This is a genomic window from Limnohabitans sp. TEGF003 (genome assembly GCF_055395455.1).
Genome location: NZ_AP029225.1, coordinates 1,395,916 through 1,418,116, shown reverse-complemented (window position 1 = coordinate 1,418,116; position 22,201 = coordinate 1,395,916). Strand labels below are relative to the sequence as shown.

20 protein-coding genes are annotated in these 22,201 nt (G+C 60.9%); 2 read left to right on the top strand and 18 right to left on the bottom strand.

Features of this window, described 5'->3' with window-relative positions; genetic code table 11:
* The first annotated feature begins 14 nt into the window (after positions 1–14).
* Entirely contained in the window at positions 15–1,007 is a 993-nt protein-coding gene (locus ACZ5RT_RS06980; protein ID WP_464453993.1) for a Bug family tripartite tricarboxylate transporter substrate binding protein, read from the top strand.
* Positions 1,008–1,034: 27 nt separating this feature from the next.
* A complete protein-coding gene (locus ACZ5RT_RS06975; RefSeq protein ID WP_464453992.1) occupies positions 1,035–2,240 on the top strand; it encodes a M20 aminoacylase family protein in 1,206 nt (401 codons plus the stop codon).
* Between the two features lie 75 nt (positions 2,241–2,315).
* Here the strand turns inward: ACZ5RT_RS06975 and ACZ5RT_RS06970 are convergent, their stop codons facing one another.
* The 18 genes from ACZ5RT_RS06970 to ACZ5RT_RS06885 form a co-directional block, all read right to left on the bottom strand.
* Complete coding sequence (locus tag ACZ5RT_RS06970; RefSeq protein ID WP_464453991.1) at positions 2,316–3,191, bottom strand: alpha/beta hydrolase; 876 nt, start codon at positions 3,189–3,191, stop codon at positions 2,316–2,318.
* A gap of 26 nt (positions 3,192–3,217) precedes the next feature.
* Positions 3,218–5,437, bottom strand: a complete 2,220-nt coding sequence (locus ACZ5RT_RS06965; RefSeq protein WP_464453990.1) for a TonB-dependent receptor plug domain-containing protein — start codon at positions 5,435–5,437, stop codon at positions 3,218–3,220.
* Between the two features lie 68 nt (positions 5,438–5,505).
* Positions 5,506–6,957 carry a DEAD/DEAH box helicase gene (locus ACZ5RT_RS06960; RefSeq protein WP_108428299.1) on the bottom strand — a complete coding sequence of 484 codons (1,452 nt, stop codon included), beginning with the start codon at positions 6,955–6,957 and terminating at the stop codon, positions 5,506–5,508.
* A gap of 68 nt (positions 6,958–7,025) precedes the next feature.
* Positions 7,026–7,595: a dCTP deaminase gene (dcd, locus tag ACZ5RT_RS06955; protein WP_090138747.1), complete on the bottom strand. Its 570-nt coding sequence runs from the start codon at positions 7,593–7,595 to the stop codon at positions 7,026–7,028.
* A 66-nt stretch (positions 7,596–7,661) separates the two neighbouring features.
* On the bottom strand, positions 7,662–8,747 hold the full coding sequence (locus tag ACZ5RT_RS06950) for a BMP family ABC transporter substrate-binding protein (protein ID WP_464453989.1): 1,086 nt from the start codon (positions 8,745–8,747) through the stop codon (positions 7,662–7,664).
* Positions 8,748–8,906: 159 nt separating this feature from the next.
* The gene (locus ACZ5RT_RS06945; protein WP_464453988.1) at positions 8,907–9,200 is read right to left on the bottom strand and encodes a YciI family protein; all 294 of its coding nucleotides are present in this window, start codon (positions 9,198–9,200) and stop codon (positions 8,907–8,909) included.
* A 203-nt stretch (positions 9,201–9,403) separates the two neighbouring features.
* Positions 9,404–10,822 (bottom strand): Fic family protein, encoded by a 1,419-nt coding sequence (locus tag ACZ5RT_RS06940; protein WP_464453987.1) that lies wholly within the window; start codon positions 10,820–10,822, stop codon positions 9,404–9,406.
* Between the two features lie 25 nt (positions 10,823–10,847).
* Entirely contained in the window at positions 10,848–11,897 is a 1,050-nt protein-coding gene (locus tag ACZ5RT_RS06935) for an adenosine deaminase (RefSeq protein ID WP_464453986.1), read from the bottom strand.
* A 2-nt stretch (positions 11,898–11,899) separates the two neighbouring features.
* Complete coding sequence (locus ACZ5RT_RS06930) at positions 11,900–12,133, bottom strand: hypothetical protein (protein WP_464453985.1); 234 nt, start codon at positions 12,131–12,133, stop codon at positions 11,900–11,902.
* A 2-nt stretch (positions 12,134–12,135) separates the two neighbouring features.
* Positions 12,136–13,419 carry a malonyl-CoA decarboxylase gene (locus ACZ5RT_RS06925; RefSeq protein WP_464453984.1) on the bottom strand — a complete coding sequence of 428 codons (1,284 nt, stop codon included), beginning with the start codon at positions 13,417–13,419 and terminating at the stop codon, positions 12,136–12,138.
* Positions 13,420–13,516: 97 nt separating this feature from the next.
* Positions 13,517–14,758 (bottom strand): benzoate/H(+) symporter BenE family transporter, encoded by a 1,242-nt coding sequence (locus tag ACZ5RT_RS06920; protein WP_291925154.1) that lies wholly within the window; start codon positions 14,756–14,758, stop codon positions 13,517–13,519.
* Positions 14,759–14,806: 48 nt separating this feature from the next.
* Complete coding sequence (locus ACZ5RT_RS06915; protein ID WP_291925156.1) at positions 14,807–16,234, bottom strand: N-acyl-D-amino-acid deacylase family protein; 1,428 nt, start codon at positions 16,232–16,234, stop codon at positions 14,807–14,809.
* Positions 16,231–17,145 (bottom strand): MurR/RpiR family transcriptional regulator, encoded by a 915-nt coding sequence (locus ACZ5RT_RS06910; protein ID WP_291925158.1) that lies wholly within the window; start codon positions 17,143–17,145, stop codon positions 16,231–16,233. The genes ACZ5RT_RS06915 and ACZ5RT_RS06910 overlap by 4 nt, the downstream gene beginning before the upstream one ends.
* 12 nt (positions 17,146–17,157) lie before the next feature.
* Entirely contained in the window at positions 17,158–18,423 is a 1,266-nt protein-coding gene (locus tag ACZ5RT_RS06905) for an amino acid deaminase (RefSeq protein WP_291925160.1), read from the bottom strand.
* 3 nt (positions 18,424–18,426) lie between these two features.
* Positions 18,427–19,374 (bottom strand): ABC transporter ATP-binding protein, encoded by a 948-nt coding sequence (locus ACZ5RT_RS06900; protein ID WP_291925162.1) that lies wholly within the window; start codon positions 19,372–19,374, stop codon positions 18,427–18,429.
* The gene (locus ACZ5RT_RS06895) at positions 19,371–20,399 is read right to left on the bottom strand and encodes an ABC transporter ATP-binding protein (RefSeq protein WP_464453983.1); all 1,029 of its coding nucleotides are present in this window, start codon (positions 20,397–20,399) and stop codon (positions 19,371–19,373) included. The genes ACZ5RT_RS06900 and ACZ5RT_RS06895 overlap by 4 nt, the downstream gene beginning before the upstream one ends.
* Entirely contained in the window at positions 20,396–21,238 is an 843-nt protein-coding gene (locus ACZ5RT_RS06890; protein WP_464453982.1) for an ABC transporter permease, read from the bottom strand. Before ACZ5RT_RS06890 ends, ACZ5RT_RS06895 begins: the two co-directional genes overlap by 4 nt.
* Positions 21,231–22,199, bottom strand: coding sequence for an ABC transporter permease (locus tag ACZ5RT_RS06885; RefSeq protein WP_291925168.1), 969 nt, complete (start codon positions 22,197–22,199; stop codon positions 21,231–21,233). The genes ACZ5RT_RS06890 and ACZ5RT_RS06885 overlap by 8 nt, the downstream gene beginning before the upstream one ends.
* Positions 22,200–22,201: the final 2 nt, after the last annotated feature.

The window sequence follows — 22,201 nt, the reverse complement described above, 5'->3', positions numbered from 1 at the left end:
AACGGAGACAAAACATGCACAAGACTTCATCTTTTCGCCGCCTGCTGCTGGCTTCACTGGCTGGCTTGACTGTGCTGGGCGCCCAAGCCCAGACTTTCCCCAACAAACCTGTGAGCCTGATGGTGCCCTACCCTGCAGGCGGCGTGTCGGACGTGCTAGCGCGCTTGGTCAACGTTCCGTTGGCCAAACATTTGAACCAGCCCGTGATCGTAGAAAACCTGGGCGGCGTGAGCGGTGCGATTGCCGCACAAAAGGTGCTCAATGCCCCATCGGACGGCTACTACCTGTTCCAGGGCTCACCCAATGAGTTGATCCTGTCGCCACTGGCCAACGCGGCAGTCAAGTTCAAGAGCGAAGACTTCCGCTTGGTACAGATGATCGGTGCAGCGCAAATGGCCATTTATGCACGCCCCAACCTGCCCGCCAACACAGTGGACGAACTGCTCACCTACGCCCGTAAGGAAGCCGCCGCAGGCAAACCACTGACCTATGCCAGCGTAGGCCCTGGTTCGTTCTATCACCTCTTGGGCGAACAATTGTCCAAAGTCACGGGCATCCCCATGACACATGTGCCCTACAAAGGCGGTGCACCAGCCAACCAGGACCTGATCGGTGGCCAGGTGGACATCTTCATCACGGTCTATGGCAAGAGCTATCAGCAACTCGCTGACAGCGGCAAGATCAAGATCCTGGCCATGCTGAACAAAGAACGGCTGGAGGGTGTCAAGCAGTACCAAGCCATCACCGAAAGCAAACAGCTCAAGAACTTTGACTTCAACATCTGGACCGGCTATTTCGTGAAGAAAGACACACCAGAAGCCGTCGTTCAGTCTCTGCACAAAGCGCTGACGGAAACCCTCAACGACGCAGGCGTGCGCACAGGTCTGGACGCGAACAGCCTGCTGGTCGCCAAGCCATTGCCTTTGTCCGAGCTGAGCAAGGTCTACAGCGACGGCACCGCCCAGTTCCGAGCCATTGCCAAATCGATTAACCTGCAACCTCAATAAACCTTTCACACCGCAAGAGGTCAGCCCATGAATGCACCCAGTGACGCTTTTTTGCACGACAAGCTCCAATCCCTGCAAGCGCAGGCGGATGAGTTCATCGCGGTGCGCCGCGACATCCACAAGCACCCGGAGATGGGCTACAAGGAGTACCGGACCAGCGACCTGGTGGCCGAGCAACTGAGCGCCTGGGGCTATCAGGTCACACGCGGCCTCGGCGGCACGGGCCTGGTGGGGCAGATCAAAAAAGGCACGGGCAGCAAGAGCATCGGCATCCGTGCCGACATGGACGCGCTGCCCATCGACGAAGCCACCGGTCTGCCCTATGCCAGCTGCAATGTGGGTATCATGCATGCCTGCGGCCACGACGGGCACACCGCCATGCTGCTGGCAGCGGCCAAGCACATCGCGCAAAAAGGCCATTTTTCAGGCACTGTGAACCTCATCTTCCAACCGGCAGAAGAAGGCCTGGGCGGGGCCAAGAAGATGATGGAAGACGGCCTGTTCAAGCAGTTCCCCTGCAACGCCATCTTCGCGATGCACAACATGCCAGGGCAGCCACAAGGCCATCTGGTCTTGCGCGACGGCTCGGCCATGGCGTCTTCTGACAACGTGACCATCACCTTGCACGGCAAGGGCGGGCACGGCGCCATGCCCCATGTGGCCGCCGATCCGGTGGTGGCCGGCTCGGCCATCGTCATGGGCTTGCAAAGCATCGTGGCGCGCAATGTCGACCCGCAACAGATGGCCATCATCACCGTGGGTGCCTTCAACGCCGGAGTGGCCAACAACGTGATCCCGCAAACCGCCACGCTGCGCCTCAGCGTGCGCTCGCTCGACCGCGATGTGCGCATCCTGCTCGAAAAACGCATCACCGAGCTGGTCCATGCGCAAGCGCAAAGCTACGGCGTCACCGCCGAGATCGACTACCAGCGCGGCTATCCCGTGCTGGTCAACCACCTGCAAGAGACCGACTTTGCACGCGCGGTGGCCGAAGAACTGGTGGGCCCCGACAAGGTGGTGCGCCAGGGCCGCGCACTCAACGGCAGTGAAGACTTTGCCTTCATGCTCGAAGAGGTGCCGGGCAGCTATTTGCTGATCGGCAACGGCGACGGCACAGGTGATGGCCACGGGGCGTGCATGGTGCACAACCCCGGCTACGACTTCAACGACAAAAACGTGGCCATCGGCTCGGCGTTCTGGTCGCTGCTGGTGGAGCGGTTTTTACCGGCTTGAAGCAGGCAGCGTTAGCCAGACGCCGAATGTGTCCTTGTGGGAGGCCGCCCCTGCGGCCGAATGAAAACCGTCGGCTCAGGCGGATGCCTGATGAATCAAAGTTTGGGCCAGTGCATTCAGGCGCGAACCCACACGCGTGAGATCCGTCACCACGCTGAAGTGGTTCAAACCCGGCAAGTCTTCACACACTGGGACTGTCTTGGGGCCCCAGGCTTGGTGAATCAAGCGGTTGTGTCGCAAAAACTCGGGGCTCTCATCGCCCCCGACCACAGTGAACAAGACGCCCTTACGGGGACGTTGCCATTTGGCCGGGCTGGCCATGCGGACATGGGCGGGTGTGATGCGCAGATCCGCTTGCACAAATGGGGTCTTGCGCACAGGCTCCAGATCAAACAAGCCCGAGATGGACATGCTCTTGCGCACCAAGCCTGCGGGCAAATCGCGCCCCAGTTTTTTCCAGTCGCAAGCGAGCAACATGGCGGCCAGGTGGCCACCCGCCGAATGTCCGATGGCGGTGATGTTGCTGCGGTCACCGCCATGCTCGGCAATGTGCCGCCAGACCCAGGCCGTGGCACGGGCCGTTTGCAAGGCGATATCGGGAATCGTGACGGGTTGCTCGGGCGTGCCCGGGCACAGAGCGTAATTGACCACCACCACGCAGGCCCCCATGTCACGCAGCGCAGGGGCGACAAAGGAGTGGTCGGACTTGTCCAGACTGCGCCAGTACCCGCCGTGGATGAAGACCACCACAGGTGCGTTGGCGCGGGCCGCCGGGAAAATGTCCAGCGTCTCATTCGGGCCGTCGCCATAAGGCACGTCCAGCAGGGGCTTGAGCGTCTCACGTGCTTGGACTGAAGCGTTTTTCCAGTGCGCAAAGTGGTCGGCAAAATCGGGCACCAGCGCCCGGTTGTTGTACATGCAGTCGTGCCAGGCGGCGTCTTTGATGGGCATGGGTGTCTCCTGTTTTGGATTTAGATTTAGATTTTCATTTCCAGACGCAGCTGGATGTTGCGCCAGTTGCGATCGGTGGTGCGGGCGGTCTCTCGGAAACTGCCATTGGCAAATGTGGTGGCCGTCATGTAATCGCGAGGCAGCAAATTGCTCACCGTGAGTCGCAGGGCGGTGGCAGATGAAAACCGCCACAAACCATAAACATCCACCGCACGCTTGATGCCTAGGTAAGACAACTGCTGTGCGGTACGCTGGGTGCTGTAGTCGGGGTTCCAGTTGATATTGCCCCCCAAAGTCAGCGGGACACTGCGCAAACGGTAATCCGCACCCAGGTTCGCCGTCATGCTCGGTTGCTGGTCCAGGCGGTTGTCGGGACCGGGCACGTCTTTCACCTTGGAACGGAAAAAGCTGGCGTTGCTGCGGATGTCCACCGGCAAAGCATCCGCCATCCATTGGTCAAGTCGGAACTTGGCCTCCAGCTCCAGACCCTGGGTATAAGCATCGCCCACATTGGCAGGCGATGAGATATAGCGCTGTGTTGTGGCGTTGTACGTGGTGGTGTAGCGAATCAGTTGGGTGATATCGCGATGAAACACGTTGGCACTGAGCACGCCGCCCTGCTGAAGGTAGCGCTCAAAGGCCACATCAATGCCCGTTGCCAGTTCTGGCTTCAAATCCGGATTGCCTGTGCGATCCGGCTGGGTCCAGGTGTTCTCCCCCAGCGACGGCACATAACGCGCCACCAAGTTGTAAAGCGTGGGGGTTTTGTAGCTGCGGGTCAGGCTCATGCGCACCTGATCGCGTTTTTTCGGATCGGGTTTCCAGACCGCGTGCAGCAGTGGTGTCCAGACCGCGCTTTCATTGCGCTTGAGCACATCGTTGACCGTGCCTTCGGTCAGCAGGGTTTCATAACGCAGGCCGGCATAAGCCGACCAGTTGGCGTTGATCTTGAATTCGTCTTGCGTGTAAGCGGCCCAGCGGCGTGTCTTGGCATTGAGGTTGCCCCCATCCTCCTGACTGGCTTCGTTGCCTTTTTCATCACGCCGCACCTGCTCCAGTTCCAAACCAGTGACGATCTGATGGCCATTGTCCAGTGCGCGGGTCCATTTGCCGTTGAGGCTCCCGCTGGTGTCCACAAAATTTTGTGTCTCAAAACCGTTGCGCAACAAGGGCTGACCGCTGCCACCGAGCACACCGGTCGCGCCCGTCTGGTCCATGCGGTAGTCGTAGCGGGACTCACCCAAACCAAAGCGCAACTCCAATCGGTCATCGGCCGAGAGACGCTGGGCCCACTGGCCATTGAGGCGGCCCATGGAAAAACGGCTGTGTGTTTGCGACTGAACGCTGTCGCTAACGAAAGGGCTCTCCAGCGCGGTGACACGGGTATTCGCCAGGCTTTCCCATCGGGAAGCTATCAAAAAAGGCGTGAGCGTCAAACTTGTGCCCTGCTCACCTTTCCATTGCAAGCGGGCATTGGCATGGATTGCCTGGCGTTGACCCAGGCTGACGTTCTCGCGCACGCTGTCTGTGTTTTGTGTGGAGTCAGTCACGGTGATGGACTCACCAGGACGGTATGTGTCCATGCCCGACAGTGTGAAGGTGCCCGTCATCGGCTCGGTCTTGAGGTTGTGCACCCAATTGACCATGGTCGAGCCCTCGCCGTGCTCATGACTGCGGGTGATTTTGAGGTCGTCGGGATTGGCTTTTTGGCCCTCCCGCAGGACGATGTTGATGGTGCCCGCGATGGCCCGCGCCCCGGTTTCGGCTGTGGGCGCACGCATGATCTCGATTTTTTCGACCTGCTCCGGAGTGAGTGAGTCGATGGAAAAACCTGGCGGGACACGCTCGCCGTCCAGCAGGATCTGGGTGTAGCCACCCCCCAAGCCGCGCATCCGGATGGCCCCGCCACGGCCGGGTGCGCCTTGCACCGTCACGCCCGGCAAGCGCTTGAGGACGTCGCCCAGCATCGCATCGCCTTGCTTGTCGATCTCTTCACGGCCAATCACGATCTTGGAGGCCGTGGACTCGCGGCGCACCTCAGAGTCGTTGTTGCGGTTGCTGCGGATCTCGACCTGCCCGAGGTCGGTGGCTGCGGGCGTGGCTGAATCGCTTTGCGCCAAGGCGGTGCTGGACATCGCCAGAAACACAATCGCCGGACCCAGGCAGGTCCGTGGCAAAAACCCACGGGACCAGATCAAGGCATTGGAAACCAGAGAAAACGGAGGGTTGGAGCAGGTATCGCGCATGGGCCGATTTTGACAGTGTCAAATGACCGCTGTTCGACGCCTCTGCAAAGACCGGGCTTCAAACCCGATCAATCACCCGACTTGAACAAGGCGGCCACCTTGCGCTTGGGTTTGATGTTGGCCGAGATGGCGGATCGAACCACTTTGGGGCCGCTGGGCTCCCAGCTGGGTGCAACGTCAGCGGCCGGAGCCTCGTAAGGTTTTTCAAAAAACGGATCGCGGTTGATCGGCGCGGGCCGGAAACCGCCACGGCGCTCATGCGGCGCATCCAGGGCATCACGGGGATCGTGCTCTCGGCGACGGCCTTCGTAAGCACGCGAACGGGGGCGATCCTCGGACCTTTCACCCCATTTTTCAGGCGCGGGACCCGTGGGGCGGGTGTCCAGCTGCAGGGTTTCAACCTCCAGCTTTTTCTTGATCAGCTTTTCAATGTCGCCCACCAAACGCGTGTCGGAGGGGCTCACCAAAGTCACCGCCAGACCGGAGGCGCCAGCACGGCCTGTGCGGCCAATGCGGTGCACATAGTCTTCTGCGTTGAAGGGCACGTCAAAGTTGAAGACGGCCGGCACATCCTTGATGTCCAGACCACGCGCGGCCACGTCGGTGCACACCAGCAAATCGACTTCACCTTGTTTGAAGGCTTCCAGTGCCTTGAGGCGCTCGTCCTGGCTCTTGTCGCCGTGCAAAGCGGCTGTGCGCAAGCCCTCGCGCTCGAGTGATCGGGCCAAACGGCCGCAACCGAGCTTGCTGTTGACAAAGATGAAGGCCTGCTTGATGCCCCGGTCGGTCAGCACCTTGCGGATCACGCGGCGCTTGTCATCGTCTTGCGCGGCGTAAAAACGCTGCTCGACGGTGGAAGCGGTTTCGTTGGGACGCGCCACCTCGATGGTGATCGGGTTTTGCAAATAGCTGCCAGCCAGCCGCTTGATCTCGGGCGAGAACGTGGCGGAAAACAGCAATGTGGTGCGCTGCTTGGGCAGGTAGCTCAGGATGCGTTGCAGGTCGGGCAAAAAGCCAATGTCCAGCATGCGGTCGGCTTCGTCCAGCACCACATATTCGACCTGGTTGAGCACCGCGTTTTTGGCTTCGATGTGGTCGAGCAAGCGACCTGGCGTGGCGACCAGCACCTCAACGCCTTTTTTCAGCTCCAGCGTCTGGGGCTTCATGTCCATGCCGCCAAACACCACCGCGCTGCGAAGCTGGGTGTATTTGGCGTACATCTTGATCTGCTGGGCCACCTGGTCGGCCAGCTCACGGGTAGGCAGCAACACCAGGGCGCGCACCGGGTGACGGGCAGGCGAGGTGGAGGGGTTTTCGTGCTTGAGCAATCGCTGCAGCAAAGGCAGCGAAAACGCGGCCGTCTTGCCCGTGCCCGTTTGGGCTGCACCCATGACGTCCTGGCCTGTCAACACCACCGGAATGGCTTGGGCCTGGATAGGGGTCATGGATTCGTAGCCCATTTCGGCTACGGCTCGTGCCAGCGTGGGCGCCAGCGATAAATTGGAAAAAGAGTCGGTCATTAACCCGCTATTGTCTCATTTTGGGCTGACGACCCCGAAATCCGGTTTTGGCCCTCGGGTTTCAGGCCTCAGGTCTTGGGCAAAGTCACGCCCACTTGGCCTTGGTATTTGCCGCCGCGGTCTTTGTAACTGGTCTCGCAGACCTCATCGCTTTCGAGGAACAGCACCTGCGCACAGCCTTCGCCCGCGTAGATTTTGGCGGGCAGCGGCGTGGTGTTGCTGAACTCCAGGGTCACATAACCTTCCCACTCTGGCTCGAAAGGGGTCACGTTGACGATGATGCCGCAGCGGGCATAGGTGCTTTTGCCCAGGCAAATGGTCAGCACATTACGGGGAATACGGAAGTACTCCACCGTGCGGGCCAGCGCAAAGCTGTTGGGCGGAATGATGCAGACATCGCCTTCGATGTCCACGAAGCTGCGGTCGTCGAAATTCTTCGGGTCCACCACCGTGCTGTAGATGTTGGTGAACACCTTGAATTCAGGGGCACAGCGGATGTCATAGCCATAGCTGCTGGTGCCGTAGCTCACAATTTTCTGACCTGCGGCGTTTTGACGGATCTGTCCCGGCTCAAACGGCTCAATCATGCCGTGCTGCTCAGCCATCCGGCGGATCCATTTGTCGCTCTTGATGCTCATGGTGTGCCTTTGTATCGATCGCGCTATTTTAGGGTCTCGCCCGGACACCCGGTCCGGGCTGGCGGCTCACCGGGTGATCCGCCCCACGACCCCCTGCACCAGGTAGTTCATGTTCAAAATTTGGGCATCGCTCAGAATCTGTCCTGCGGGCAACACCAACTTGCCCTCGTTGTCAGAGATCGGACCGGCAAAAGCTTGCAGCTTGCCTGCGCCCACGGCTTTTTGTTTGGCCAGAATTTCGTCCTGCACAGGCTTGGGCACCTTGGGGCCAAAGTCGCCCACGCGGATCATGCCCTCCTTCACACCGCCCCACACACTGCCCGACTTCCACTGACCGGCCAAAGCCGCCTTGACGCGGGCCGTGTAGTAATCACCCCATTGGTGGGTGACCGCGATGATCTGGGCATCGGGGCCGATCTTGCGCATGTCGGAGTGGTAGGCCACGGCCATCTTGCCGCGCTCTTGCGCAGCCGCCATCACCGCCGTGGAGCCGGTGTGGAAGGCAATCACGTCCACGTCCTGGTTGAACAAGGCCATGGCCGCTTCGCGCTCTTTCGGCGGGTCAAACCAGGCGTTCAGCCAGACCACTTTCACAGTGGCTTTGGGGTTGACCGAGCGCATGCCGAGCGTGAAGGCGTTGATGCCTTGCAGCACTTCGGGAATCGGGAAGCCCGCCACATAACCGGCCACATTCGACTGGCTCATGCGCCCGGCCGCGATGCCCGCCAGATAGCGGCCCTCGTAATAGCGGGCATTCGAAGCCGCCACATTGGGCGCGGTCTTGAAGCCGGTCACGGACTCGAACTTCACATTCGGAAACTCTTTGGCCACCTTGAGCGTGGGCTCCATGTAACCAAAGCTGGGGGTGAAGATGATCTGATGCCCCTGCTGGGCCAGGTCGCGGATCACGCGCTCGGCATCCGCACCCTCGGCGACATCGGCCACAAAGGTGGTCTTGACCTGATCGCCCAAAGCCCGCTCAACGGCCTTGCGACCCTCGTCGTGCTGACGCGTCCAGCCCGCCTCGGTGATGGGCGAGACATAGACAAAACCGGCCTTGATGGGCTCGTTGGATTGGGTGGGAGTTTGTGCCTGAGCGGCGGGAAGAAAAAAGCAGGCGGCCACGAGCGCGGCAGCGAGGTTTTTATACATGGTAGTCCTCTACATGGCCCCGGGGATGAAAAAGCAAAGCCCGCCGGGGCAGCGGGCTTCGGGGTTGGATTTTACATGGGGTATCAGTCCATACCGTCCACACGATTCATCAAAAGCCCACGGCTATTAATGTAAGCAGGTCAATGTACTTAAAAAGCCTCACACCAACACTTGCTGGTCCAGTGCTTTGCTCCAATACAAAACCTCCACGCTCTGGCGCAGCCCGCAGTTCCAGAAGGGGTCGGTCTGAATCAATTGATGGACGCTTTCTTTGGACTCGGACTCAACGATCCATAAGCCACCTTTGGGCACCTGCCCAAGCTGTTCGCGCAAACTGCCGGCCACACGCACTTGCGCCTGATGTGCAGCCACCCAGTCAATATGGGCTTGCAAATACTTCGCACGCAAAGCGGCTTGGTCGGTCCGATCAGTGAACAAAACGACAAACAACATGTTCAATCCTCCGCAATTCAAACCCTGGGCACACCCCCAGTTCTCAAGGCATGAGCCCAATTCGGTCATTCACGCTTCTCAGCCAAAACACCAACCACTGAATTTTTCGGAGCCCCATGTCGGCAATCACGCCATCTAAAGCAGTCAAACTGCCATGAATATCTGAAACAAATGCCAATCGCATCACGCCCCATTGGTATGTTTTAAGCCTGTCTGGCAAGCCAGCGTCGACCCGCTGGCGTCAGTCTGTATTTTTGAAGACGACTTTGGGGCTTATCGGGCACCGTCATCTCCAGAACGCCCAAGGCCAAAGCCTTTTGCTGATAGTGGACACGGAAGTGTTTTTCGTCTTTCAAGCCCAACTCGCTCATCAACTCAACGCGGCTCATCTCGCCATTGACCCGCCTCAACATGCGCTCCACTTCGGGGGTGACTTCGGGGGTGACTTCGGGGGTGACTTGTGCTTCGACTTGTTCGCTCTGGCCTTGCCCCGCCTTGAGCACCTTCAAATACGCTGGGTCAAATGGGAATTCCAGCCACATGTCGAACGGTTGGTAACGCAGCACTGGCGTGGGCGTGCCCGCCGCAGCGCAGGCCGCAAAGATGCGCTCCACCCCACGGCCCCAAGCCTCGATCTCGCCCGCCCTGAAAAAAGCATTCGCAATGGCCGGGTTGTACGGGCTGGATGAATGTGCCCCCAGCAACGTATCCAGGGTCCAGCCTTCGGGCAAAACCGCAGGGTTCCAGATGCGCAAGCGGTTTTCGTACACACGAATCTGCACCGGCGCGGTGACCGCATAGTCGCGGTGCACCAGCGCATTCAGCAGTGCCTCACGAAGCGCCGCACGCGGGACAGGAAAAGTCTCCACCCGCACAATGCCATCGTATGAAATGACCGCCTTCAGGTATTTGGTCAGCAACAGGTCCAGCGTGTTCTTGACTTGGTGGAACAAATCGCCTTCGACCTCGTCGTGGTACAGCAACTCGGTCTCTGACTCGAAATAACCCACCTTCACAAAGGCACCCGTCACAAAACGCTGGGGGTCTGCGGCAAACAACAAGGCTGTGGCGCGTTGGTAATACGCCCCCTCTTTCAGTCGCAGTTTGTCGAGCAAGTTGGCATCGCTCTCGGCCAGTGTCTCTGCATCCAGTCGACCGCTGCGCTGGGCCAGCTGGCGAAACCGCGCCATGGCCGGTGCCGACACATCGGCCAGACTGAACTGGGGCAGCGGTACGCCGTCCCAAGTGCGGCCATGGCGCCCCAACAAAAAGCGGTCCAGCGTCGCGCCCTTGAGTTCTTGCAGCGTGCTGCCGCTGCGCATGTAGTAATGACCCCGGTAACTGATCGGGTTGGGATAGGCCTGCACCAACACCTCGATGTAGTGCAACTCGCCTTCGGTGTGCAGGTTCACATCCACCACAATGCCCAGCAGGTCGCGTACTTTGTTGGGCAAGTCTTCCAGCAGCTTGGCCGCATCGGGCAAGCCCACCACTTGGCCCTTGTCATTCACCCCCAGCAGCAAACACCCACCTTGCGCATTGGCAAAGCCGCACACCCAGCGCAGGTAGTCATCGCGCCAGGTTTCTTTCCATTCGGTGTGCTGGGATTCTTGCTTGAGCATCACAGCATTTTGACAGGCAAACCCCTCAGTCCTGCTCCGCAAACCCCTGAAAACAGACTTTCAATTCATGCATCCAGCGGTGCTTGTCGGTCTCGGGCGCAAAGCTCGCTTCAATGCTGTTGGCGGCAAGTTTGTAGGCTTGCTGGGCGTTCAGGTGCAGGGCGGCAAAGGTCTGCAGGTAGTTGTCGTTCAGGTAACCGCCAAAGTAGGCCGGGTCATCCGAGTTGATCGTCACACACAGGCCCGCATCCAACATCTGGCCCAGGTTGTGGTCGGCCAGGTTTTTGAACACACACAGCTTGAGGTTGGACAGCGGGCAGACCGTGAGGGGCATGTGGTCGTCGGCCAGGCGCTTCATCAACGCCGCGTCGTGGATGGCCTGCACGCCGTGGTCGATGCGCTCGACCTGGAGCACGTCGAGTGCGCCCCAGATGTAAGCGGGCGGGCCTTCTTCTCCCGCGTGGGCCACGCAGTGCAAGCCCTGCTCCCGGGCGCGGGCAAAGACGCGGGAAAACTTTTCAGGAGGATGGCCCAACTCGCTGGAATCGAGCCCCACGCCGATGAAGTGCTCACGCCAGGGCATGGCTTCTTCCAGGGTGGCCAAGGCCTCTTCTTCGGACAGGTGGCGCAAGAAGCACAGGATCAGATCGGCGCTGATGTTCAGCCGGGTTTGCGCATCGCGGCAGGCGCGGCTCAGGCCTTCGATGACCGCGCCCATGGCCACACCCCGCGCCGTGTGGGTTTGCGGGTCAAAAAACAGCTCGGCCCGCACCACATGGTCGGCTGCAGCCTTCTCGAAATACGCCCAGGCCATGTCGTAAAAATCCTGCTCGTGCAGCAGCACGCTGGCCCCGGCGTAATACAGGTCCAGAAAACTTTGCAGGTTGGTGAAGGCGTAGGCGCTGCGCAAGGCGGCCACATCGGCATAAGGCAGCGACACGCCATTGCGCTGGGCCAAGGCAAAAATCAACTCGGGCTCCAGCGAGCCTTCGATGTGGATGTGCAGCTCGGCCTTGGGCATGACGCGCAGCAACTCGGGTAAGCGGGTGGGCGGTATGGCGTGGACTTTGAACATGGTCACTCCTCAAAAAATCGGGCGCGGATGGTGGCTTCATCCAATTGCGCGAAACAGGTGTTGTGCCGGTCGGTCAAAGGCCCATGGCCCGGCATCACTTGGCCTGCAGGGCCATAGCCCACGGCCTTGAACTTCCATTGGCCATTCACCCATTTGAAGTGACCCACATGCAGGCCCGATGGGTCATACAGGGCGAAAACGCCATCACTCAGGGGTTTCAAAAGACTGTCGCGCATGGCTACACCAACTTCTCGACGCCGCGTGAAAAGCACACGGTCTTGTGGCTGAAAGCCTCGTGCTGCTCTTCCACTTTGTCCAGCTCGTACAGGTAATTGACCATGATGCCGCCCGACTGTTGCAGCCCTTTTTTGGACAGATCGGCCGCCCAGTTGATCTGGTGCAGCGTCGCCCCGTTGCTCAGGTGAAATTTGCCCACCGCGTCGCCCCGCGCCTCAGGGGTTTGGTGCATCAGGTACAGGGCGCACAGGCGCATCAGGGTGGCCCGCTCGGCCTCCTCACTGCGCTCGGGGTGCCAACCTGACTTGAGGCGCTCTGCCCAACTCAAGTTGCCAATCGCCAGGCTTTTTTGGGCTTCTTGCCACTTGCGCAGGTGCGTGGGGCTCAGGCGCTCTTCGGGCAGAGACGCACCCGCGTCCAGCCACTGGGTGAAGCCCGGGATGGGGGACAAGGTGCAAAAGGTCTTGAGCGAAGGCATTTCCTCGATCAGTTTTTGCGCCACCCGCTTGATCAGGAAATTGCCCAGCGACACCCCTTTGAGGCCCGGCTGGCAATTGCTGATGGAGTAAAAAATCGCCGCCTTGAAGCTTTTGGCGTCACCCACTGGGGCTTGTTTGTTGATGAGGCCTGCCACGTCTTTGGCGATGCCCGGCACCAAGGCCACCTCGACAAAAATCAGCGGCTCGCCGGGCAACTGGGGGTGAAAAAATGCAAAGCAACGGCGGTCCGGCTGCAAGCGGCGACGCAAGTCGTCCCAGCCGTCAATGGCGTGCACCGATTCGTGCGCGATGATTTTTTCGAGCAATTGCGCAGGTGAGTTCCAGGTGATCTGGTGCAGCTCCAAAAAACCCGGGTTGAACCAGGAGCTGAGCAAATGGTGCATGTCCGCGTCGGTGGCGCGAAAAGCCGGATGGTCCTTGAGGTAGGACAGCAGCGTCTGGCGCATTTTCAAAATCGTGCTCGTGCCAGCAGGTGCGCGGTTCACCCGGCGCAGCAATTCTTGCCGGGGTGGCTCCACCGTTTGAAACAAATGGATCAAGCTGGCTTCGTTACGCTCGGTGTTGTAGCGGTGGGCCGCATCCACCACCAGGGACGGGTCGGGGTTGAACTGGCTGGACAAGAAATGAAAAAAGTCGATCTGGCTGCGCTTGTCCAAATGCTCGTAATGGTCGATCAGCTTGACAGCCATGCTTTGCGCATTGGCCTCACCCCGGGCGCTGAGCAATTTTTTGGCGCTCAGCTTGGCCGCATCAAGTTTCTTGTTTTGAATGAAACGTTCCAGCATGTGAGGCCCTTTGAGACGCGTTGGAGGACATCGGCGAGCTTGCACACGCCTTCAGCGCCAGCTTACACGCACAAGCCCAACGACACCCGCACACACATCAAGTTTTCTGGAAATCGCCGCGCTCCATCCACCACGAGACCGCAAACCCGGCGACCAGGCCCCAAAAAGCCGCGCCGATGTTGAACAACCCCATGTCAGCCACTGTGACCAACAGACTGACCAATGCCCCGAGTGAAAATTTTCCCGCACCAAACGAGGCCACAAAGGCCCCCTGCAACACGCGCAGCATGGCCAAGCCGCCCAGCACCATGATGAACTCCTTGGGCGCAGCCAGCATGAGGCCTGTGAAAGTCGGTGCCATCAAGCCGAACAAGATCGCCAGCACGCCCACCATCAGCGCCCCGGTGTAGTGACGCGATTTCTCGCCGGACGAGGTGAGCAAGCCATTGGTTGGCCCCGTGAGGCAGGTGCTGACCGCGCCAAACAACGCGCTCACAGCCGCGCCCAAGCCGCACGCCACCGCAATCATGTTGACGGGCGGCTCGTGCCCGGCGTTTTTGAGCACGGCCACCCCCTGCCCGTTTTGCACCACCAGCACCGTGATGGCCAGGGGTACCACCAGCTCCAGCATCGCTGCCAAGGACCAGACCGGCGCCTGGATGACGGGCTGCGCCAAGGTCAATTGCCCCACGGCCGAGCCATCCAGGCGGCCCGACACCGCCACCGCCAAAGCCCCGACCAGCAAAGCGCCAATGACCGGCGGCAAGCGCTTGCCCCAGTCGGCCCGGGCCGACAGCAACAGAAACACGGCCACCATGGGGGCCGCAATCGCGACATCGCTGTGCAGCGCCCGCACGATGTCCAGACCAAACCGCAAAAACACCCCGGCCACCATGCCCATGACGATGGGCATGGGCAGCGCCGCCATGACGCGCTTGACCCAGCCGCTCAGGCCGAGCAACAAAATCAGCGCACTGGTCACATAAAAAGCGCCCAACACCTCGGCAAAACTCAGGTGCTGCAAGGCCGGCCCCACCAGCACGGTGCCCGGAATTGTCCAGCCAAACGCCAGCGGCGTGGTGTAGCGCCAGGTCATCCACAAGGTGACCAGGCCGTTGACGAAAAACACACCAAACACCCAGGACGCCAGCTCTTCGGGCGACAAGCCGCCGCGCGTGCCTACCGACAAAATGATGGCCACAGGCCCGGTGGCGGCAAAGATGAAACCGATCAGCGCGTTGGCAGCGTAGGTGCTGCCAAAGTCCGAAAGCATTTGCGGCCAGGTCCTGGGCGCTGCGGCGGGGGATTCGAGGTGTTTGGACAAAGCAGATGCTTTCATGAGCGAAAGGTCACTCCAGGGTATCAAAAAGCGGCACCCGTTCGAAGTTCAGCGTCGTAAAAACCGCCCTGCTCCTGCCCCGGTACCTTGAACCTGGCCCCGTGCAAAAGCCCAATGGCCGTTGACCATGACCCGCTCGATGCCCTCGCACATTTGCCGGGGGTTTTCGTAAGTGGCTCTGTCCTGAATGCGGGCAGGGTCCAGCAAAACCAGATCTGCAAACGCCCCCTCACGCAGCACACCCCGATCGTGCAGGCCAAACCGTTGGGCAGACAAGCCTGTCATCTTGTGGATCGCCTCGGGCAAGCTGAAGAGTTGTTCATCCCTGCAGTAATGTCCCAAAACGCGTGCAAAAGCCCCCCACAGGCGAGGGTGAGGGCGTTCGTCGTGTGGCAGGCCGTCGGACCCGATCATGCTCATGGGGTGTGCCAACACACGGCGTACATCGTCTTCGCGCATCTGGAAATAGCAGGCCCCACCGGGCATCAACCGCCTGCAAGCCTGCAACTGGTCTGTGCCCCACTCTTGGGCAATGTCCGCCAGATAACGGCCAACCATTTCAGGATGCGTGTCGCTGCGGGTGATCAGGATGTCAATGACCCCATCCACCAGGTCCTCACGCAGCAAAGTAGAGCCTGCGCTGTAGGGATACACATCGGTGCCCACACTTTGGCGTTGGCTCAGCCGTTCGAGCAAAGCCAGTGTTTCGATGGTTCGCCCCCAGTTGCGTGGCCCGGCACATTTGTGGTGCGACATGATCCAGGTGGCTGCGCCCGATTGCGCTGTGTCGGCCGCTTCCTGCATGGCATTCAGGATGTCGTCCATCTCGCTGCGGATGTGCGTCACATACACGCCGCCATGGCGGCCGACCACACGCGTTAAGGCTTGCATTTCTGCCATGTCAGCGGCAAAGGCCTGCTGGTAAAAAAGCCCTGAAGACAGGCCCAAAGCTCCGTGGGCCAAAGCCTCGTCCAGCAAAGCGGCCATGTCACGAGTTTCGTCGGGTGTTGCCGCCCGAGTGAGGTCTTGCATGACCTTGGCGCGCAAGGTCGTGTGCCCGATCAATGCCCCGACATTGACCGCAGGCGGGTTGTCCGCAATGGCTTGGGCGTAATCGTTCAGATGTGCAAAGCGGAACTCCGAGGTGTGTAGCAAATCCAGCGGCGACCCCGGTGCATCACTGACCAATGGCACCAGCGACAAGCCGCAGTTGCCCGTGATGACCGTGGTCACCCCTTGCGACAATTTGGGCAGCATGCCCGGGTCGCGCAGGACGATGGCATCGTCGTGGGTGTGCACGTCAATGAAGCCCGGCGCGAGGGTCAAGCCACCCGCGTCAAGCACCTCGTCGGCAGCAACACCCAGGTTTTCGCCGATGGCGGCAATGCGGTCACCGCGCACCCAGACATCGGCGATCCGTGCAGGTGCACCTGTGCCATCGACCAATTGCGTGTTGCGCAACAAAAATGTCTTCATGCTTGGGCATCTTTCTCAACACTGGACCAGGCCCAGTCCACGGTAGGGTGTTGGTCCACATCCTGCCCATGGGCCTGCAGGACCGACTTGAACTGCGCCAAGTGTCTGGCAGCATCTGGCCCCAAGGCTTGCAGGACGAGCACCATCAGCAACTCGATGACCAGCAAATGGGCGATGTATGCCTCGGTGCCCACGCGCATCACGGCATCGGGCGGAACGCTGACCCCGATCACCACATCGGCCATCTGGGCCAACGCCGTATCGGGCTGCGTGATGGCGATGACTTTGGCGCCTTGCGATCGGGCAAACCCCACCGCTTCGAGCATGAACGGCATGCGCCCCACATGCGAGATCGCGACAGCAACACCCGAAGAGCCCAAGGTGGCAGCCGAGATGAGTTGCTGGTGCGCGTCGTGCACCGCATGCGCATGCCGCCCCAGTCGAAACAAGCGGCCTTGCAAGTCACTGGCCATGAAAGCGGAGGTGGCCCCCACCGAATAGCAGTCGATGCGCTCGGCCCCCGCCAACAAGCTTGCGGCTTTTTCCAGGACCAGAGGGTCGAGCTGCTGCTGCAAGGCGGTGATGGACGCAGCCGCCCCACTGAGGATTTTTTGCACGATGTCGGTGGTGCTGTCGTGCATCGTGACCGAGCTGTGCACAGGTGCATGGCGCGCCAGATCCTGCGCCAAAGCCAGCTTGAATTCACGCACCCCCTCAAAACCCAGTTGACGCGCGGTACGCATGATGGTGGGCATCGACACTTGGGCCTGTCGGGCCAGGGCGTCCACACTCAATGACAAAGCACCCTCCGGATCCTGAAGCAAGGCCGCAATCACTTGCTGCTGAGCGCGGGGCAAGCCCGGTGCGGCCGTCTGCAATCGCTGCAGCAAAGAGGGGTGGTGCTCAGTCATGGCAAACCGTCTTCAAAAATTCACCGACACCGCGTCCACCACGCGGTAAGCATCGTCCACCACCGGCATCCAGCGCCATTTGTCAAAAGTGGTGCAAGGGTGCGAAATGCCGCAACCCACCAATTGCCCCACCACCGGATGCTGGTCTTCGGGCGCCTGCGCATCAAAGTGCAAATAGGCATGCTGATCATTCAACGCCGTCACGGCCCAATGGGCAGGCACAGCGCGGGTTTGGACATCCCCCACCTGAGCCCGCCATTCGGGCACTGGCATGTCCAGGTCGTACGACACATCGCGCTTGCCCATCGACAAAATGGCCAGCCCCGGCTCGGGGCAGGACTGGACCACGCTGACCAGCTCAATGGCGGGGCGCAAGGTCTCGCGCAAATTCAGACGCTCTGCAACACACTTCAAATGCTGACGGTATTGCACATGGTCATGCGTGAGGTAACAGCCCGAGCGCAAAATGCCCCGCACAGGTCGGCTCAAGTGGGGGGTCAAATGTTCCGCCACCAGGTCGAAGATGGCCGAGCCACCCGCCGTGATCAGCACCTCGTCGGTTTCAAAGCAATCATCGGCTTCACAGGCCGTCGCCATTTTCTGTACACGCGCCATCAAGGCGGCCACGCTGGCGCGGTCATGCTCGTGGTGGCAAGTGGCCAAAGCGCCTTCATAGCACTCGATGCCCGCCAGTTGCACGGCTGGGCTGCGGCGGATGGCCTGCGCCAGTGCGAGCGCTTCCTGGTGGCCACGGCAACCTGTTCGCTTGCCCTCAAGGCCCAGCTCCACGAGCACGGTGAACACCGTGCTGGACTGACGCTGAACACGCCACGCTTCGATCAAACGCAATTGGGCCAGCGAATCGACCAAAAAATAAACCTGCAAACCTGCATGCGCTTGCAGCAAAGCCGACAGGCTGTCCAGATCCACCGCCTGCAGGACCTGGTTGGCGATGATGATGCGGCGCACACCATGGCGCGCACCCAAGGCAGCCTGAAAAACCGTGGCAAAACTGATGCCCCATGCGCCAGCCGCCAGCTGGCGGGCATACAGCTCGGGCGACATGGTGGTCTTGCCATGCGGTGCGATGTCCAACCCACGCGTGCGGCAAAAATCCTGCATCCAGTCCAGGTTGTGCTGCAGCGCAGAGTCCTTGAGCACGGCCAGCGGAAATGGCAAATCGCCCCGAAGCAATTGCCAACCCTGCCGCCCGGCATCTTTCAGATCGATGGGGTCAAGGTGCGGTGGATAGCCTTTGAAGGCGGGGTTCAGTTGCATGACTCAGTTCAATTCTTCATGTCGCCAGCAGGCCACCAGGCGGCCTGCTGTGGTGGGGGTGAGTTCGGGCACGGTGTCGGCACAGGCGGTCACAGCATGGGGGCAACGGGTGCGAAACACACAACCGGACGGTGGATTCAAAGGGCTGGGTGGATCGCCCTGCAACGCTACCCGGGGTGCCGCTTGCGCGGGATCGGGAATGGGCGCGGCCGACAGCAAGGCGCGCGTGTACGGGTGCGCGGGCGATGCAAAAAGATCTGACGTGGGCGCGATCTCCATCACACGCCCCAGGTACAGCACCACCACACGGTCGCACAGGTACTGCACCACATCCAGGTCGTGCGAGATGAACAGCAGCGTCAAGCCCAGCTGATCGCGCAGCTTGATCAGCAAGTTGACAATTTGCGCCTGAATCGACATGTCCAGCGCCGACAGCGGCTCGTCGGCCACGATGAAGCGGGGCTCCGCCGCCAAGGCCCTGGCGATGCCCAGGCGCTGCTTTTGCCCGCCTGAAAATTCGTGCGCAAAACGGCTGGCGTGCTCCGGCATGAGCCCCACCAGCTGAAGCAACTGCGCAATGCGCGGGGCACGCGCGGCACCCCCATGCAGGGCGTGCGTGCTGAGCACTTCGTCGAGCATGTCGCCAGCACGTTGACGGGGGTTCAGACTGGGGTCCTGGAACACCATTTGGACTTCACGCCGCAAAGGGCGCATTTGCGAGGCGCTCAGGCCCACAAGCTCACGCCCTTCCAGCTGCACAGACCCTTGAGTGACCGCAATCAGTTGCAACACCGCACGGCCCAGGGTGCTTTTGCCCGAGCCGGATTCGCCCACCAGACCCAGGGTTTCGCCGTGGGCAATGTCGAAACTCACCCCGCGCACTGCACGCACCCGCTGCGCCCCACGGCCAAACTCGACCGACAAGTCCTCAATCTTCAGCATGGGCTTCATGACCGCTGCTCCAGATGGCACGCGTGGGCATGGGCCGCATCGCCTTGCCAAACGGGGGCTTGCAAACTGCACAGGGGCAGCCTCGATGCACAGCGCTCGGCAAAACTGCAACCTGCGCCCAGGCGGTCCATGGCCGGGGCTTGGCCCGGAATGTCCCGCAAGGCCATGCGACGCCCCTCCTGCAATGACCGCTGTCTGGCGCGACCAGGCAGACACGCCAACAGGCCTTGTGTGTAGGGGTGAGCAGGCTGCGCAAACAAGGCATGCACATCCGCCTGCTCGACCACCTGACCGGCATACATCACCGCCACACGTTCGGCGTGGTGCGCCACCACGCCCAGGTTGTGGGTGATGAACAGCATGCTCATGCCGGTGTCACGCTGCAAACGCGACATGAGGGACAGAATTTGCGCCTGGATGGTCACATCGAGTGCCGTCGTCGGTTCGTCGGCAATCAAGACCTGTGGCTCGCAAACCATGGCCATGGCGATCATCACGCGCTGGCGCATGCCGCCAGACAACTGGTGCGGGTACTCGTCCAGCCGCTGGCGCGCAGCAGGAATCTCCACCTGCTCCAGCGCCTGCAAAGCGCGCAGGCGCGCAGCGCGCTTGTCCAGCCCCCAATGCAGGCGAACCGACTCGGCAATTTGTTCACCCACCGTCAGCACCGGGTTCAGGCAAGTCATGGGCTCCTGAAAAATCATGGCCATCTGGTGCCCGCGCCATTGGCGCATCTCGGCCTCGCTCAGCTGCAGCACATCGCGTGTTTGCCCCGCAGCATCGGTGAACAAGGCTTGCCCGCCACATTGCCAGCGGGCATTGCGCGCCAGCAAACGCATGAGGCTGAGCGCCGTGAGCGATTTGCCGCTGCCCGACTCGCCCACCAGCGCCAGCGTTTGTCCAGCATGCAAATCAAAACTCACCCCGCGCACCAGAGGCACCGCACCCTCGCGCTGCACCAGGGTGGTGGTCAAATCGCGCACCTGCAAGCGCGGCACAGCAGATGCGGCTTCGGGGGCGTTCATGGCGTGCCTTTCAAACGGGGATCGAGCAAATCACGCACGCCATCGCCCAGCAACTGCAAGGACAAAGCGGTCAACACAATCGCCATGCCGGGGTAAAAAAGTGTCCAGACGGCCCGGTCGGCATGCTGGGTGCTGGCCGCCACCATGGTGCCCCAGGTGGGGATTTCTGCCCCCACCCCGACGCCCAAAAAGGACAAGCCCGCCTCGGCCAGCAAAGCATAGGCAAAGATGAAACTGAGCTGCACCAGGATCGGCGACATCAGGTTGGGCAGGATGTGCACGCGCAGCAGCCTGGGGGTGCTCACGCCCACGGCACGGGCCGCCTCGACATAGGGCAGCTCGCGAATCACCAAGGTGCAAGCGCGCACCACCCGGGCCACACGCGGCGTGTACACCAAGGTCAGCGCCAGCACCACATTGACCGGGCTGGCCCCCAAAATCGACACCAGCGCAATGCCCAGCAAGATGTCCGGAAAAGCCATCATGGCATCCACACAGCGCATCAGCACGGCGTCGAGATGCTTGAAAAAACCCGCCAGCAAGCCCAGCAAGGTGCCCAGCACCACCGACAAACAGGCGGTGCCTGCACCAATGGCCAGTGAATAACGCGCCCCGTAAAAAATCCGGCTGGTGATGTCACGGCCCAATTCGTCGGTGCCGCTCCAGTAGGTCCAGCTGGGGGCCTTCAGGCGCATGCTGACTTTCATGGCCATGGGCTCATGCGGCAAAAGCCACTGCCCGGTCACCGCCATGAACAGCATCAAGCCCAGCAGCAGCACGGCCAGCAGCACCACCCGGCGGGCAAACAACAGCGACAAGGTGCGACGCCACTCAGCCATGACGCACCCTCGGGTCGACAAAAACATACATGACATCGATCACAAAGTTGATGATGACGTACACCCCGGCAATCGCCAGCAAGGCCCCCTGAATCACCGGGTAATCACGGCGCAACACCGCACGCACCACCAGATTGCCCAGGCCCGGCAGGTTGAACACCGTCTCGGTCACCACAGCCCCACCGATCATCAAGGCCAGCGTCAGCCCCAGCACCGTCAGGATGGGCACCAGGGCGTTGAGCAAAGCGTGCTTGAGCACCACCACGCTTTCAGACAAGCCTTTGGAACGCGCCGTGCGGATGTAGTCTTCGCTCAGGATGTCCAGCATGGATGCGCGGGTGAACCGGATGATCAAGGCCGAATTGAGTGTGCCCAGCACCAAGGCAGGCAGCATCAAATGGTGGATGCGCGTGGCCCAACCCGCCCCCGGGTCGCCATACCCTGAAACCGGAAACCAGCCTGCGCCCACCGCCAGCAACTGGATGACCATCAAGCCCATCCAGAAACTGGGCATGCTCGCCCCCAGCATGGCCAGCGTGCTCACGCATTGGTCAATCCAGCGCCCACGCCACACGGCCGACACAATGCCGCAAGGCACGCCGATCAGCATGGCCAGGCTCACCGAAAGGAAGGCCAGCCACGCCGTGGGCTCGACACGCTCCCACAGCACTTGCGTGACCGGCATTTGCAAAAAGATCGATTGCCCCAGGTTGCCCTGGAGCACCTCAGCCAGCCACAGCATGAATTGGCTGACCAGTGGTTGATCGAGCCCGTAGCGCTGGCGTGCCTGCGCAATGTCCTCCAGCGAAGCCTGGTCGCCCAGCAACACCGCGATCGGGTCGCCAGCGGCCAGCCGCGTGAGCAAGAACACCAACACAGACACCAGGGACAGCACCGCCAGCATGCCGCCCAAGCGGCCCAGCAAAGTGCGCCCCAGGCCGGCCCAGGACATGCGAGACATCG

What these genes read in the sequence shown, in the direction of transcription:
- ACZ5RT_RS06885 (WP_291925168.1), bottom strand. Translation starts at nt 22,199, where the DNA reads ATGTCTCGCATGTCCTGGGCCGGCCTGGGGCGCACTTTGCTGGGCCGC.
- ACZ5RT_RS06975 (WP_464453992.1), top strand. Translation starts at nt 1,035, where the DNA reads ATGAATGCACCCAGTGACGCTTTTTTGCACGACAAGCTCCAATCCCTG.
- ACZ5RT_RS06960 (WP_108428299.1), bottom strand. Translation starts at nt 6,957, where the DNA reads ATGACCGACTCTTTTTCCAATTTATCGCTGGCGCCCACGCTGGCACGA.
- ACZ5RT_RS06920 (WP_291925154.1), bottom strand. Translation starts at nt 14,758, where the DNA reads ATGAAAGCATCTGCTTTGTCCAAACACCTCGAATCCCCCGCCGCAGCG.
- ACZ5RT_RS06895 (WP_464453983.1), bottom strand. Translation starts at nt 20,399, where the DNA reads ATGAACGCCCCCGAAGCCGCATCTGCTGTGCCGCGCTTGCAGGTGCGC.
- ACZ5RT_RS06945 (WP_464453988.1), bottom strand. Translation starts at nt 9,200, where the DNA reads ATGTTGTTTGTCGTTTTGTTCACTGATCGGACCGACCAAGCCGCTTTG.
- ACZ5RT_RS06940 (WP_464453987.1), bottom strand. Translation starts at nt 10,822, where the DNA reads ATGCTCAAGCAAGAATCCCAGCACACCGAATGGAAAGAAACCTGGCGC.
- ACZ5RT_RS06905 (WP_291925160.1), bottom strand. Translation starts at nt 18,423, where the DNA reads ATGCAACTGAACCCCGCCTTCAAAGGCTATCCACCGCACCTTGACCCC.
- ACZ5RT_RS06910 (WP_291925158.1), bottom strand. Translation starts at nt 17,145, where the DNA reads ATGACTGAGCACCACCCCTCTTTGCTGCAGCGATTGCAGACGGCCGCA.
- ACZ5RT_RS06925 (WP_464453984.1), bottom strand. Translation starts at nt 13,419, where the DNA reads ATGCTGGAACGTTTCATTCAAAACAAGAAACTTGATGCGGCCAAGCTG.
- ACZ5RT_RS06970 (WP_464453991.1), bottom strand. Translation starts at nt 3,191, where the DNA reads ATGCCCATCAAAGACGCCGCCTGGCACGACTGCATGTACAACAACCGG.
- ACZ5RT_RS06965 (WP_464453990.1), bottom strand. Translation starts at nt 5,437, where the DNA reads ATGCGCGATACCTGCTCCAACCCTCCGTTTTCTCTGGTTTCCAATGCC.
- ACZ5RT_RS06950 (WP_464453989.1), bottom strand. Translation starts at nt 8,747, where the DNA reads ATGTATAAAAACCTCGCTGCCGCGCTCGTGGCCGCCTGCTTTTTTCTT.
- ACZ5RT_RS06980 (WP_464453993.1), top strand. Translation starts at nt 15, where the DNA reads ATGCACAAGACTTCATCTTTTCGCCGCCTGCTGCTGGCTTCACTGGCT.
- dcd (WP_090138747.1), bottom strand. Translation starts at nt 7,595, where the DNA reads ATGAGCATCAAGAGCGACAAATGGATCCGCCGGATGGCTGAGCAGCAC.
- ACZ5RT_RS06915 (WP_291925156.1), bottom strand. Translation starts at nt 16,234, where the DNA reads ATGAAGACATTTTTGTTGCGCAACACGCAATTGGTCGATGGCACAGGT.
- ACZ5RT_RS06890 (WP_464453982.1), bottom strand. Translation starts at nt 21,238, where the DNA reads ATGGCTGAGTGGCGTCGCACCTTGTCGCTGTTGTTTGCCCGCCGGGTG.
- ACZ5RT_RS06930 (WP_464453985.1), bottom strand. Translation starts at nt 12,133, where the DNA reads ATGCGCGACAGTCTTTTGAAACCCCTGAGTGATGGCGTTTTCGCCCTG.
- ACZ5RT_RS06935 (WP_464453986.1), bottom strand. Translation starts at nt 11,897, where the DNA reads ATGTTCAAAGTCCACGCCATACCGCCCACCCGCTTACCCGAGTTGCTG.
- ACZ5RT_RS06900 (WP_291925162.1), bottom strand. Translation starts at nt 19,374, where the DNA reads ATGAAGCCCATGCTGAAGATTGAGGACTTGTCGGTCGAGTTTGGCCGT.